General features: G+C 71.7%; 9 protein-coding genes. 2 read left to right on the top strand and 7 right to left on the bottom strand.

The annotated features are described in order from the left end of the window. Nucleotides 1-68: 68 nt before the first annotated feature. Complete coding sequence (locus ABGB14_RS42780; RefSeq protein ID WP_347649611.1) at nt 69-209, top strand: hypothetical protein; 141 nt, start codon at nt 69-71, stop codon at nt 207-209. A 77-nt stretch (nt 210-286) separates the two neighbouring features. Here the strand turns inward: ABGB14_RS42780 and ABGB14_RS42775 are convergent, their stop codons facing one another. From ABGB14_RS42775 to ABGB14_RS42745, 7 genes are all read right to left on the bottom strand, one after another. Next, complete coding sequence (locus ABGB14_RS42775) at nt 287-2,164, bottom strand: BTAD domain-containing putative transcriptional regulator (RefSeq protein ID WP_347649610.1); 1,878 nt, start codon at nt 2,162-2,164, stop codon at nt 287-289. A gap of 55 nt (nt 2,165-2,219) precedes the next feature. Then, a complete protein-coding gene (locus tag ABGB14_RS42770) occupies nt 2,220-4,028 on the bottom strand; it encodes an ABC transporter ATP-binding protein (RefSeq protein WP_347649609.1) in 1,809 nt (602 codons plus the stop codon). Beyond that, entirely contained in the window at nt 4,025-7,273 is a 3,249-nt protein-coding gene (locus tag ABGB14_RS42765) for a lantibiotic dehydratase (RefSeq protein WP_347649608.1), read from the bottom strand. Before ABGB14_RS42765 ends, ABGB14_RS42770 begins: the two co-directional genes overlap by 4 nt. A 30-nt stretch (nt 7,274-7,303) precedes the next feature. Further along, on the bottom strand, nt 7,304-8,653 hold the full coding sequence (locus tag ABGB14_RS42760; protein ID WP_347649607.1) for a lanthionine synthetase C family protein: 1,350 nt from the start codon (nt 8,651-8,653) through the stop codon (nt 7,304-7,306). Nucleotides 8,654-8,800: 147 nt separating this feature from the next. Beyond that, entirely contained in the window at nt 8,801-9,619 is an 819-nt protein-coding gene (locus ABGB14_RS42755; protein ID WP_347649606.1) for an AfsR/SARP family transcriptional regulator, read from the bottom strand. A 130-nt stretch (nt 9,620-9,749) separates the two neighbouring features. Further along, complete coding sequence (locus tag ABGB14_RS42750; RefSeq protein WP_347649605.1) at nt 9,750-11,249, bottom strand: FAD-dependent monooxygenase; 1,500 nt, start codon at nt 11,247-11,249, stop codon at nt 9,750-9,752. Nucleotides 11,250-11,636: 387 nt separating this feature from the next. Next, a complete protein-coding gene (locus ABGB14_RS42745) occupies nt 11,637-12,830 on the bottom strand; it encodes a prolyl oligopeptidase family serine peptidase (protein ID WP_347649604.1) in 1,194 nt (397 codons plus the stop codon). 121 nt (nt 12,831-12,951) lie between these two features. Between ABGB14_RS42745 and ABGB14_RS42740 the strand changes: the two genes are divergently transcribed. Then, nucleotides 12,952-13,596 carry a TetR/AcrR family transcriptional regulator gene (locus ABGB14_RS42740; protein WP_347649603.1) on the top strand — a complete coding sequence of 215 codons (645 nt, stop codon included), beginning with the start codon at nt 12,952-12,954 and terminating at the stop codon, nt 13,594-13,596. The last annotated feature ends 83 nt before the right edge of the window (nt 13,597-13,679 follow it).

The raw sequence follows: 13,679 nt of genomic DNA, 5'->3' as shown, positions 1-13,679 counted from the left end.
TATGCGCCTATGAGGACGGCCGGCCTTTTACTGATGCCGACAGTTCTCACGGAGAAAAGGAGTCCCTCATGAAGTTCTTCGCACGGTTCCTTGCCGCGACCGCCGTGGCCGGGCTGGCGCTCGTGGGAGCGTCGTACACGAGCGCGGCCAACGCCTCGACCGGGGCCCCTTCGAGCGGCATCTTCGACCACGACTGCTGCAACAACTGACGGGACGGGTCGTGCACCGGGCGCCGCAGCCGCAACCTCAGTCATCATGGCGAGGCGCGGCGGCGGCGCCCGGTCGCCTACCCGTCGCGCTCGGCCAGGGCCCCTCTCGGAGGGCGGGGCAGGCTGGTGAGCGGCATCGCTCGCCCCGTCGAGCCGCTGCCTTCTCCGGTCGCCAGCTCCGCGCCGTGATCGCGTATCAGGCCGTGGAAGGCGTAGCGGCCCGGGGCCGGCTCCTGCAGCAGGTTCGCCTCCATCAGGCCCTCCAGAACCCGCTCGGCCGCCAGGGTGTCCGCGTCCATGAGGGCGGCGGCCTGGTCGGCGCCGAAACTCTCGCAGGTGTGCGCGCAGAGCAGCCGGTAGGCGCGCTGCAGGCGCTCGGGGAGGCTCCGGTACGACATGTCGATGGCGACGGCGACGCTGCGCTCTCCGACCGCCAGCTCGGCCAGCCGCCGGCGTGCCGGGGTCAGCCGGGCCAGGAGCCGGACCACGCTCCAGGTGGGATGGGAGCGCAGCCGCGTCGCGGCCAGCCGGATGGCCAGCGGGAGAAGCTCGCACCGCGTCACGGTCTCGGCCAGCGTTCCGGCGGCGGTGCCGGCCACTCGATGCGGTCCGGCGACGCGGGTGAACATCGCGATCGCGTCGGCCGGCGGCGGAACGCCGAGCGTCAGCGTGCGCGTTCCGTCCAGACCTGTCAGGCGTCTTCTGCTGGTGACCAGGACACGGCAGCTCGCGCTGCCCGGCAGGAGCGGCCGGATCTGTGCTTCGCCGGCCGCGTCGTCGAGCACGAGCAGGACCTTCCGGTCTGCCAGCAGGCCGCGATACAGAGCCGCCCGGTCCTCCACGTGGGGCGGGATGCGGTCCGCGGGCACGTTGAGGGTGCGGAGCAGGCGATGAAGCGCGTCCTCCGGCGGCACCGGAGCGCAGCCGGGCGTGTGGCCGTGCAGGTCGATGAAGAGCTGGCCGTCGGGAAAAAGGGCGGCCACCTGGTGGGCGTGGTGGACGACGAGCGTCGTCTTGCCCACGCCGGCCATCCCGTCGACCACGATCGCCGTCGCCGGCTCCGCCTGCACCAGAGCGGCCAGCGAGGCGAGGTCGCGCTCGCGGCCGACGAAGTCCACCGTGGCCGGAGGGAGCCGTCGCGGTGACGCGGCGCAGAGCGATGCGACCCCGGCAGGGCGATCTGGTGGATCGCCCGTCGCCGAGGGACCGGCGACGACAGGAGCACGCGGGTGATCGGCGGGCGGTTCCGCGTGGGCGTTCGGGTGATCGGCGAGCTGTTCCGCGTACAACCGCTGGATGGCGGGATGGGGATCCACGCCGAGATCGTGCGCCAGCCGCGTCCGGAGCTCCTCGTACCGATCGAGAACCTCCGCCCGCCTGCCGTCCTGGCCGAGCGCCTGAAGCAGGCGCAGCCACAACGACTCGCGCAGGGGATGCCGGCTGGTCAGCCTCCTCAGGTCCGCGGTGAAGCGGCTCTTCCGCCCCCCGACGAGGTCCAGGTCGACGCGCCGCTCCAGCGCCGCCAGGTGCCGCTCGGTCAGGTGTGGCGCCTCGCTCTCCCGCAACCAGGGGGAATCCACGTCCTCGAACGGCTCGCTCCGCCACAGGGCCAGGGCCTCGTCGAGGAGCTCACGTTCGGCATCGGGGTCCCGAGCCTGCGCGGCCCGGTCGAGAATACGCAGGAAGCGCAGCGCGTCGACGTCATCCGCGTCGGCACGCAGCAGCAACCCTCCCGGGCGCGTTTCGATCAACCGATCGCCCATGGCGCTCCGCAGCCGTGCGGCGTAGTTCTGCAGGCTCCGTCGCGAGTCGGCCGGGAACCGGTCGCACCACACCATCTCGGCCAGCCGTTCCACCGAGACGACCCGGCCCGCCGACAGCGCCAGGGCCACCAGCAGCGTGCGCAGCTTGCCGGCTGTCAGCCGGACCGGCCGCCCTTCGACCGCGACGGACAAGGGACCAAGGATTCCGACCGTCAACCTCGGCAATGTCGTCCCCCCATGCGGTTCCTCACCGAGGAACGGCGTCACTTGGCTCGTCCTGGTACCCGGCCGCCTGCAACCGGAACAGCCGGGCGTAGAGACCGCCGGTCGCGATCAGCTCGTGGTGGCCGCCCTCTTCGACGACGCGTCCCCCGTCGATGACGGCGATGCGGTCCGCGGCGGCGCGAACGGTGGAGAACCGGTGCGCGATCAGCAGCGTGGTGGACCGGGCGGCGGCATTCGCCAGGCGGGCGAAGAGCTCCGCCTCGGCGGCGGCGTCGATGGCGGCGGCCGGCTCGTCCAGAACGTTGATCGCAGCCGCCCTGAAGAAGGTCCGGGCCAGCGCCACCTTCTGCCATTGCCCGCCGGACAGCTCCCGTCCCCCCTCGAACCAGCGGCCCAGCGTGGTGTCGAGACCGCTCGGCAACGGGTCGAGAAAGGACAGAGCGCCCGCGCGCTCCGCCGCCCGCCTGACACCGGGCCGGTCCGACATGCTCTCCACCCGGCCGAAGCCGATGTTCTCCCGGGCCGGCGCCTCGTACTCCATGAAGTCCTGAAACATCACGCTGACGTGCTCCCGAAGGTCGTCCACGCCGTACGCGGCGAGCGGCACGTCGTCGACCAGGATGACGCCCTCGGTCGGCTCGTAGAACCGGGTCAGCAGCTTGACGATCGTGCTCTTGCCGGCGCCGTTGGCGCCGACCAGCGCCACGCACCGGCCGGCGGGCAGGAACAGGTTGAGCCGGTCCAGAACCGGCGTGTCCGTGCCCGGATAGGTGAACGACACGTCGCGGAACTCGATCCCCTTGCGCAGCGACCCCGGGAAGGGCGTCACGGCGGGCCGCCGCTGCGGCACCGGCAGGTCCAGGAACTCGAACAGGTTGCACAGGTACAGGGAGTCGTCGTAGAGCTTCGCGACACCCTCGAAGAAGGCGCGCATCGAGGTCTGGATGAGGACGACCGAGGTGACGTAGCCGGCGAACTGCCCCGCCTGACCGGTGCGCACCGCATCCTGCACCATGAGAAGGAGCGCCAGGCCGACGGCGACGGCCCCGCACATCGCGAGCAGCGCGCAGGCGACCGCGTGGCGCCCTTCGAGCCGCCGGTCGACGTCGTAGAACCCGTCCACGACGGCCGCATAGCGCCGGCGGAACAGCGGGCCGAGCCCGAACAGGCGGATCTCCTTGTACGCCTTGTCGTTCGTGAGCAGGTACTCCAGGTAGAACAGCCGGCGCTGATCGGCGGAGCGCGCGAACTCCACCCGCCAGCGCGCCCTGTGGTGGACGACCTGCGCGATCGCCAGGGGCGCCGGCGAGACGAGCATGAGCGCGGCGGCGAGCGGAGACCAGGACAGCAGCAGCGCTGCCACAGAACCGATCGTGACCACGCTCGACACCGTCGCGAGCAGGCCGGCGAAGACCTGGTGGGGGCGGCTGCGCGCGCCGGCCTTGGCGCGCTCCAGCGAGTCGTACACCGCGGCGTCCTCGAAGTGGCGCAGCTCCAGCGTCAGCACCTTGGCCAGGACCCGGTCGATGACCGCGTTGCCCAGCCGCTGCCGCAGCAGCGTCTCGTTGTAGCGTTGCCCGACCGCGAACAGGAACGTCAACGTCGACGCGGTCGCGAGCGCCAGCACGGCGACGGTGGCCCCTCCGGTCCAGGCCCCGGAGCCGCCGCGGGCCTCCTCCACGAGGAGCTGCAGCGACCAGCTCAGGATCGCCACGCTGGCGGCCGGCAGCAGCGCACCGGCCACGGCGAGCAGCGCGGCTGCCAGCACCCTGCCCGGCGCCAGCGTGACCATCAGCCGCATCGTGCGCAGCAGGACCGTCAGGCGGTTCACCGTCGGGCTCCGGCCGTGGCGGCGGGGCGGTTGCGGATCGCGCGCCGGCTGAGCGACCACAGCGCCCGGCTCAGCCGCTCCTGGTCGCGGTCGATCCCGGCCAGCCGGATCGACTGGATGTGCGCGAGGCTCTCGATGACGTTGTGCTCGTCGCCGGTCAGCAGCCCGCGGGAGGCGAGATCGCGGACCCGCCGGCCCGCCTCGGCCAGCGGCCGCCGCTGCCGGGCGAACACCGGTTCCAGGGCGGCCCGATACTCCGGGGCGCGACGGTCCGGGCGGAGCTCTCCCGGCGTGAGGATCTCGCAGAGCAGGGGACGCACGTCACGGAAGCGCTTGCGGGCCGCGTCGGTCATCCACGCCGCCACGCCGTCGCCGTCGAGTGGCGGCAGGCCGCCGTCCCAGGCCAGGTACAGCTCGTGGAGCGCGGCCACGCGCACGACGTCCGGGTCGAACCGGCCGGTGCGCAGCAGATGGAGAAGTTCGACCGCGGCCCGGCTGTTGGCCCAGAAGGCGGTCTCCACCGAGTCGATCGCATGCCCGCCGCCGTACCGCTCCACCTCGCGGTCGTAGCTGCAGAACGCGAGGTCGGTGGCCTGACCGGCGTGTACGAGGCCGCGGGCCCAGGCCGCGCACCGCGACATCACCTCCGCGGCCGGCTCCTGGCCGCGGGCGTGGAAGCGCAGCCGCAGGTGAGGCAGGGGGTCGGCGTACCGGATGAAGAACCAGCGGTCCACCAGGCGGCCGAACCGGTCATCGGCCAGCAGCTCCCGCAGCGGCCCTGCGACGATCGCGTCGTGCAGCTCCGCGGCGGCGTACAGCTTCAGGTGGGTCCACTCGTCGCCGGCCAGCCAGCGGCGGGTCGTGGCGGGCGGCGCGGAGGTCCGGGCGGCGGCCGGCTCCGGCATCCGGGTACGGTCGCGCAACACCAGCGGCACCGCGAGCTCGGCGTGGTAGGGGCGCCCGGCACGATCGCGAAGCCACAGATCGCCAGGTCCCGGCAGCGCCTCGTGCAGGCGGACGGACGCGCCGGACCGGGCCGGCAGCCGGGTCACGTGGCGGTGCAACCTGTCCACCCAGGTCGGGTGCTCCAGGTCGAGCAGGAGCCGGTTGTCCAGTTCGACCAGATAGACGTACCGGGGGACCATCCACTGACGCCGCCAGGTGCGGCAGGCCCGGAAGAAGTCGTCCGGGTCCTGGCACGCCGGGAAGGTCGCCGCGGTGATCGTCCACTGGGCCGGCTGCACCACCACGTTGCCGCGGACCAGGCGCGGCAGGAAAGGGGCGTCGGCCGCGGCGCCCCAGTCGAACCGGCACGTCGGGGTGTAGCCGTCCTCCGAGAACTCCAGCAGGGCACGGCAGACGTTGGGCGCCCGCGTGGCGGTCAGGGCGTGGGTCTGGCCGACCGAGAGGGGGCGGCCCAGCGAGACGGATCGGAGGTGGAATCGGTCCGCGTCGGCGCCGAGGACGATGTCGGCCAGCGGAATCTGCCGCACGGGCGGCCCTGTGGCGGCCGCGTTCACGCACACTTCGTAGTCGCGCGTGGGCGGGTGGCCGGCCACGTTCCCGCCCCGGTGCCTGACCCCGTAGTTGAGCTCGGCGAAGACCGTGTCCGGGCGCAGCGCCTCCTCCAGGCGCTGCTGAGTGCGGATGCGGGTCACGGTGGCCTCGTCGAAAAGGTCGAAGAACCGGCCGAAGGCCTGCCAGCCGCCGAAGACGCCGATCGTGTTGAGCACCATCCGCCACCGGCCGTCCCGTACCGCCTCGGGCGAGTCGGCGGCCAGCGCGAAGAACAGGTCGAGGGAGGTACGCGGCCGGCTGTGCTCCGCGTCCGGGCGCCAGACGGTGAGCCGCTCGATCAGCTCGTCGTCGAGGTCGACCGCCGGCCGGCCCGCCCGGGCGGCGTGCAACGCCAGCTCGACCAGCGTCCGGTCACGTTCCGGGTGCGTCTGCCCGGCCTGCCGCGGCCATGGATGCCGCCGGGCGGGCCGGGTGTACGAGTCGGGCGGGCCGAGCCCGGTCTCCGGGCTGAGCACGTCGAGCAGCGGCACCTCCGCGTCGACGCCATAGTGCTCCAGGAACGCCTCGTGGTAGCCGGCGATGTGCGGGTGCCGCTGCCGCACGCAGCCGAGCCTCATCAGCAGCTCGGCCGCCTCCGCCGCGGTCGCGGCGACGTCCGCGGGCAGGGTCGCGGGCTCCAGCGCGAGCGCGGCGTCGATCTGGAAGGCCGGGCCGGTGAAGTCCGGAGCCATCGCCCGCTGGTGCGCCTCCAGCCGCGCCAGGCCTGCCGCGTCGCCGCCGCGCGGGCCCCGGTCCACGTCGTCGGCCAGCTGCCGCAGGCGGGTCAGGCCGTCGATGACGCCGGTAGGGACGTCCTGGTCGATCAGCCGCTTGGCCAGATGCACCTCGGGCAGCGGCTCGGTCGGCGAGGGCAGCAGGTCGGGGAGGAGGACGCCCAGGTCCCAGAGCCGGTCGAGCAGGGCGCGGATCTTCTCGGGTGACGTGCTCGGGAAGCGGTGGGCCAGCGCGGCCGCGAGCTCGCCGTAGGCAGGGTCGTGCCCGGCCAGGTCCAGCACCGCCGCGAAGGCGGGGTTGACGGCCAGCTCGATCCGCTCCGGCTCGTCCATGCCGTCGACCTTGACCAGCACGGCTCTGTCCCCGACGCGCCGCAGCAGCGCGTTGACCCGTACCCGCAGCTTGTCGCGGACCTTCGGGTCGCGCCCGATCCGCTCCACCAGGTGGGCCAGCCACGCGCTGTCGGCCCGGGTGCGCGTGGCCCGCACCGGGTCGCGGTCCAGCGTCGCGATCCCCTCCCCGCCGGTCGCGGGCTCGCTCAGGAACGCGCCGGGCGCGACTCCGGCGAACAGCCCCAGCGGGGTGGGGCGGGTCGACATCCGGATGAGGTAGCGGAGCAGCGCGGCGTGCGCACGGTCGGCGGCCCGGTCCCGCGGGACGTTCTCGTCGAGTCCGGGCAGCGCGGCGGCCAGGCTCGGGCTGGCGACCTGAATCGCCTGGCGGACCCGCGGCGAGGCGGCCAGCGTGCGAAGGATCCCGCGGCCCTCGGCTCGGGCGGCGGCCAGCGTCTCCGCAGTGCCGGCAGGCGCCGGCACGGCCGCGTTCGCGCCCAGATTGACGAAGGTGTCGGCGGGCAGGACGGGCGCTCGGAGCACGAACAGATCCGATGCCGCGTACAGGCCGGTGCCGTACGCCCGCGCGGCCGCGACGGGACCGCTGCCAGGCTGCGCCATTCGACTTTCCTCCCGGTCTTGGGTGCTTGGTCAGTTGACGAGAACGGCCCGGGCCCAGAAGGGGGGCACGGGCGTGGCGACGGACAACAGCGTCAGCGCGACCCCGGCGGCGCCCTCCAGCAACCCGGGGTCGTCGACCCAGGTGCCGTCGGGGTTGAGAGCCGACGGAGATCCCGGCTCCGCGGCCTGCACCGGCCGGTGGTCCCGGACGAGCAGGGGGTGATTCGGGTCGCAGCGGCCGAGCAGCCGGTCGACCAGCCGTTCCAGCGCCGGGCCGGCCGCCACGCTGCCGGTCTGGGTGGCGAACTTGCGGCAGATCAGCACCACCCCGGCGTCGCCATGGCACAGCCCGGGGTAGTTCAGCGCCGCGGCCGGCAGGTCCTCCATCTGGCGCAGCGCGGCCTCGAAGCCCTCCACGGCGACGGCCCGCATCGTGTCGTCCCCGAGCGCGTCGGCGGCGTCGAGCAGCGCCGAGGCGATGCCGGGAGCGCCGTAGCAATAGGAGGGCCGGGTCGGGCGGCCGCTGTCCGGCGCGACCTCGCCCGCCTCGTCGAACGGCAGGACCCGCGGCCAGGTGCGGCCCCAGTCCTCGTGCCGCGACGCCGCGACGAGCAGGTCGCCGAGGGCGCGGATCGCTTCGCCGAGCCCGGGGGCACGGTGCCCGGCCAGCCAGGCCCGGCTGAGCGCCGCCAGGGGTCCGGGGATGCCGTGGGCGAGGCCGAGGTTCACGAAGCCGTACGGGTTGAGCCGGACCTCCTCTTTCCAGCGGTCGTAGTGCTTCCTGGCGATGAACCAGGGTTTCCATGGCGCGGTGCGCAGCGAGCCGCCGTCGCGCTCGCGAGGGCCGGTGGTGTCGCAGCGGGCGATGAGGCGTTCGACGATGCCGGTGGCGACCCGCAGCGCCGTGGGATCGCCAAGATGGGGGACCAGCTGGCCGAGGATTCCGGCCGGCCCGGTCACCACGTCGTAGTGCGGGTAGAAGAAGTCGTGGTCGTCGGCCAGGTCCGGCTGGTCGACCTGCTCGGCGAGCCGGGTGTGCAAGCCGCTCAGCGTCCGGGCGTAGCGGCCGTCCGGGTCGCATCCGGCTACGGCGAGCGCCATGCCGGCGGTCCCGTCCGACAGGCCGGAGACCACCAGGGGCCTGTCCCGGGTGGCGGCGGCGGCCAGCTTCAACCAGCGGTGGGCCTGGGCCCACCAGTGTTCGGAGGAGCCGGGGCAGGCTCGCGCCGCGTACGCGAAGGCGAGCGCGCTGCCGGCGGCGCCCGCGTACAGTGACGCTCCAGGCTCCCAGACCGGCCGGCCCATCGTCCGCGACGCGTCCTTCGCCACCTCGGTGACGAGCGTCTCGTCGGACAGGCGGTGCAGGATCGCCGTTGCCACGGCAGTGGCCTTCGAGGTCGTCGCCGGAGGAAGAAGGCGGGCATCAGGCATGCCGAAGATCTCCAAAGGTGTTCGGGCCGGGCCGTGAAGAGCCGGCGCACGCGGGAACGGCGATCATGAGGGGGTGGGTGGCCGGCGTGCGGACGGTCACCGCCGCGGGACGGCCGCCACGTCGACGCAGTCCTGGAGCAGCGCCTGGTGAAGTTCCGTGGTCTGCCGGTCGGGTTCGAGCCCGTAGTCGGCGGCCAGCCGGAAACGCAGGCGCTGGAAGACGTCGAGCGCGTCCAGCCGCCGCCCCGTATGGTGGAGCGCCGTCATGAGGTGGCGGTGCAGCGACTCGCGATGGGGATGTGCCGCGGTCAGCCCGACCAGGTCGGGCACCACCTCGGCAGGACGGCCGAGGCTGAGCCGGGTCGCGATGAGCGACTCCTGCGCGGCCACGTACGCCTCGTCGAGCCGGACCGCGTACGCCTCGATGGCAGGGCTGCGGGGCACGCAGTCGAAAGCCGGCCCGCGCCACAGGTTGAGCGCCCGGGTCAGCTCGCCGACCGCCCTCTCGGACGCGCCGGCGTGGAGGGCGACGCGCGCGGTGTCGACCGACCTCTCGAACTCCAGGACGTCGAGCCAGTCCGCGGGCAGGACCATCCGGTAGCCCGAACCGATGGTCACCAGCCGGTCGGCGAAGGGCCCGAGCGCCCGGCGCAGCCGCCAGACGTAGCCCTGAACGGTCTTCCTGGCCGTGCTCGGAGCCAGGCCCGGCCACAGCTCGTCGATGAGCATGCCGACGTTCACGGTCCGGTTCAGGTTTGCCAGCAGGATCGCCAGGACGGTCCGATGCTTGGCGGCGGCTATCTCGGTACAGCCTCCCTCCCGCCAGATGGCCAGCGTTCCGAGCACGCCGAACCGCAGTGCTCCCAGCGTGTTGGAGCGTCGCGATGACGGGTCAGGGAACATCGCATGATTCACATGGACATCGTCGAGCGAGCCCGGCAGACCTTCCAGGGCCTCCGTAGGACATTGACCGGACATCCCGTCAAGCCTCGCCGAAGCTTGGACTCCACGGACGCCGACAGACGGCCCTGCTGAAGAGCACAGCTCACGGGCGCTCGCGGAGCGGGCCCACCCAGGTGGTCAGTGCGGCGCGTAGAGCGTTCGCGTCGTCGGGCTCCTCCGTCGCCCAGCAGAAATAGCCGTCGGGGCGGACGAGAGCGGTGGTACGGCGCTCGCCGTTCCAGTGATCTTGGACCACGTGGCGGGGAAGGGGCACGTCCGCGTTCCGGCCGGGGGGCGTGATCAGCACGAAGTTGCCGCCGCGTTGCAGATAGTTCAGGCGCCCCTCCGCGAGTTGGACGTCAGGGGCGCGTTTCCCGGTCAGCGCGTGTGCACCCCGGGGGGCTTGGTAGGAGATGCCGATGCCGGAGATCATGGCGGCGGCCCTGTCGGCCAGCGGGCGCACGTTGCTGAGCACGGTCCCCGCGGTGGCGCGCAGCAGCCGGGCGGTGGTCCCGTGGAGCAGTGCGGCGCGGACGAGGAGCCCGCTCATCCGCAGGACGATCTTGCCGACGGCGTGCCGTTCGGTCTGGTAGGTGTCCAGGAGGTGGTCGTCTGCTCCGTCGCGGAGTACGGCCACGAGTTTCCAGCTGAGGTTGGCGGCGTCCTGCAGACCGGTGTTCATGCCCATGGCGCCTGCCGGCGAGTGCACATGCGCGGCGTCACCGGCCAGGAAGACGCGGCCGACGCGGTACGCGGGGGCCTGCCGTTCGTCGCTGTGGAAGCGCGACTTCCAACGGACGTCGGTGATGTCGTAGTCGGTGCCGAAGTTGAGTCGCAGCAGTTCCTTGATCTCTTCGACATCGAGTGGTGCGTCGTCGGGTAGCTGGTGGTGCCGGTTCCAGCCGGTCAACCGGTAGGCGTCATCGCCCATCTCGGTGAGCAGCGCGAATCCGTCCGGCACCGCGTTGACCGTGAACGGCCGATCCGGTCCGCGGCCGAGCTTGAGGTCGGCAAGGATCAACGAGCTGAGAATGGACTTGCCGGGGAAGGGCAGGCCGACCGCTGACCGGATGGTGCTGTGCACCCCGTCGGTCCCGACCAGGTAGGAAGCGTGGTACATGGTCGACGGCCCGTCCGGATTCGCGTCCTTGCCCGCGACCGCGCGGGCCGTGACGCCGTTCGCGTCCTGGTCGACGCCGACGACCTTGGTGTTGTGGACGAAGGTGACCCCGGCTTCGCGGGCCCGCCGTTCCAGCACGCGTTCCACTTCGTATTGAGGGAGGAACAGGACGAACGGGTAGCGGCTGGGCAGCCGGGAGGGGTTGAGTTCACCCCGTTCGAACAGCGCCAGCCGGTCGATGGGGTGTCCCAGTTTGACCACCTCGTCCGCGATCCCGCGAGCGTCGAACTGCTCCAGAACACGGGCGTGCACGACCAGGGCACGGGACAGGTTGCTGAGCTTGTGCGGGCGAGCCTCGACCACGGTCACCGACAGGCCTGCTTCGGCGAGGTCCCCGGCGAGCAGCAGCCCTGTGGGGCCGGCTCCCACGACCAGTACGTCTGTGGTGGGGTGCGCGCCGTTGTGGTTGGAGCTGTCGACCATGACGGCCTCCTCGGATGTAAGGCCAGCCCGTCGGTCAACTTCCGCCGGAATAAGCGTCTACTCAACGTGCGCTGGCGATCAATGGTTGCTTGACGCATTCAGATATCTTGGAGCGCGCTTCCGAGGCAGAATGCCGTCGCGCCGCGACTACAGCACCTTCGGACAGCAAGACGGCCTCGGGCCCTTGGACATTGACGCTGACGGGAACCGGACGCATCTTCGCGGCCGATATATCGATGGGTCTCGCCGTGCGGCACGTAGCCGCCAGAGAATCATTTGTATGCTAGGCAACCCCTCAGGGCGTGACCAGTGAGTTGCGGCCAGGGTCCCCACTCATCCGGCCAGCGTGATTCCGCGGCGGCGCCGAGCGGTGGCAGGCGCGGGCAACTACCTCAGCTGCTCGGCGAGCCAGTCGTAGGCCATGGCCGAGGTGTAGGGGATGTTGCTGATGCCGCAGTGAGTGTCCGCGCCGTCCACGGCGGGAAGGGTCGCGAAGTACTTGGGGGAGCGTAGCGCGTGGTGGAAGCGGCGGGCCTGATCCGTCGCGATGTCCGTCTCTCCTTCGGCGACGAGGCTCAGCGTGGGGCAGATGATCTGTTCTTCCAGGCCGTCCAGGGTGAAGGCCCGGGCGCGAGCGGCGAACTCCTCCAGGTTGCTCACGCCGTGGTTCCACATGAAGTAGTTCTCGATCATGGCCCGTCCGGCCCAGCCGGCCTCATCGAGTTGCTCCGCCACCCCGGTGGCCGCGCGCTCGGCACCGCCCATGATCACGCCGAGCGGCGCACGCATCGGGGAGTTGGCCACCAGCGCTCTGATGCGGTGGTCGTGCGCTGCCGCCCGGGGAGCCAGGTAGCCGCCATAGCTCACTCCGTACAGGCCGACTCGCTCGCCGTCCACGTCCGGCCGGCCGACGGCATAATCCACGACCGCGCCGAGTGGCACCTCGTAGTCCGGGCGGAACGCGAGGCGGGGATGGCGCAGCTGCAGCCCGCGCTGCCCGGGGCCGTGAAAGACGATGACGTTCAGCCCGCGTGCCAGCGCGTCGGGAATGCCGCCCAGCAGATACATCTCCTCTCCGGAACCGTCCACTCCGCCGCACAGCACCACTGTCGGCCGCGGGGGCCCGTTGTCAGCGACCGTGAAAACGTGGCCGGGCAGCGTGACGCCGTCCACGTAGGGAATCTCGACCTTCTCGACCGGGTGGGGCATGAGCTCCGCCGCGGCGTCGAACTGCGCGAGGCTCTCCTCGTAGAGCTTCCGCCGTTCCTCCGGCCGGCTCGCCGGGAAGAAGAACTCCGCCGCGCGCAGGTAGGTCGAAGCCCTCAGGTGCGCGGCTCGCGCGGTCACCCGCCGGCCGGCGGCCACCGCCTCCTCCGCCTGCGCGGCGATCCGCCGGCCCAGGTCGGCCCACGTCTCGATGTAGGCGTCGCGGTCGCCGACGCGAGCCCGCATCGCGCTCGCGACGTTCATGACCTCCCCCGCGGAGGCCGCGCCGTACGGCGCACCGGAGAGGACGCGCAGATAGTGGACGTCCAGCCCGATGTCATCGCTGAACCGCAGCCGGTTGAAGTGCTGAGCCATCTGAGATCGCCCTCGCTTCCTTGATTGACGTCTCGCAGACGGCCCAACCGTAGATACGCCGTAGAGTGGCGCTCAATCAACAGGAACGGCCCACTGGCGCGTATGCAACAGCGAGGACAAGGTGTCGCAGAAACCGGAGCAGGCCGGAGACCTGCGGGTGGTGCGGACCCGCGCGCATCTGCGCGCCGCGCTGGTGCGGTTGGCCGGTGAGCGCGGCTACGTCGCCGTCACCGTCGGCGACATCGCCGGCCTGGCGATGGTGAACCGCGCGACCTTCTACCGTCATTACGAGGACAAGGAGGACCTTGCGGTCGACGTCCTCGCGAAGGCGATCGAGGAGGTCGGGAAGTCCACGCCCGTGCACCCGGGCTGGGCGGGCGGAAACCAACTCGCCGAGCTGGACTCGAGGATCGCGGGCGCGGAGAGGCTGTTCGAGCACTTCGCCGAACACCGCAGGATGTATCAACCGCTGCTCGGCTATCCGCGAAACCGCAGGTTCATGATCAGAGCGCGTGAATTGCTGGGCGGGGGGATCGCGGAGCGGATCGATACCGCCGAGCCCGACCCGGATCAGGCCCGCATGCCCATGACGCTCATTCCGGTGTTCGCCGCAGAACTCTTCCTGGGCATGATCGCGTGGTGGCTGGATCGGAGCCTGCCTTACTCGCCGCGCCAGATGGCAGACTGGTCCATCCGCTTCCTCTTTTACGGATACTTCGGCGCACTCGGCCTCGATCATCGCCTGCCCGATGACAATGCCACCTGATCCCAAGCTCCTCCCGGGCCAGAACCGAGGGCCTGATCCCGCAGCCGACGGCATCCGGGAATCTGCGTGCACTGCCGCAACCC

Origin of the sequence: Nonomuraea sp. B10E15 (assembly GCF_039871615.1) — a bacterium.
Taxonomy (GTDB): Bacteria; Actinomycetota; Actinomycetes; order Streptosporangiales; family Streptosporangiaceae; genus Nonomuraea.
The sequence above is the reverse complement of the archived record's forward strand: the minus strand, read 5'-3'. Positions and strand labels throughout refer to the sequence as shown.

What these genes read in the sequence shown, in the direction of transcription:
- ABGB14_RS42745 (WP_347649604.1), bottom strand. Translation starts at nt 12,830, where the DNA reads ATGGCTCAGCACTTCAACCGGCTGCGGTTCAGCGATGACATCGGGCTG.
- ABGB14_RS42780 (WP_347649611.1), top strand. Translation starts at nt 69, where the DNA reads ATGAAGTTCTTCGCACGGTTCCTTGCCGCGACCGCCGTGGCCGGGCTG.
- ABGB14_RS42765 (WP_347649608.1), bottom strand. Translation starts at nt 7,273, where the DNA reads ATGGCGCAGCCTGGCAGCGGTCCCGTCGCGGCCGCGCGGGCGTACGGC.
- ABGB14_RS42750 (WP_347649605.1), bottom strand. Translation starts at nt 11,249, where the DNA reads ATGGTCGACAGCTCCAACCACAACGGCGCGCACCCCACCACAGACGTA.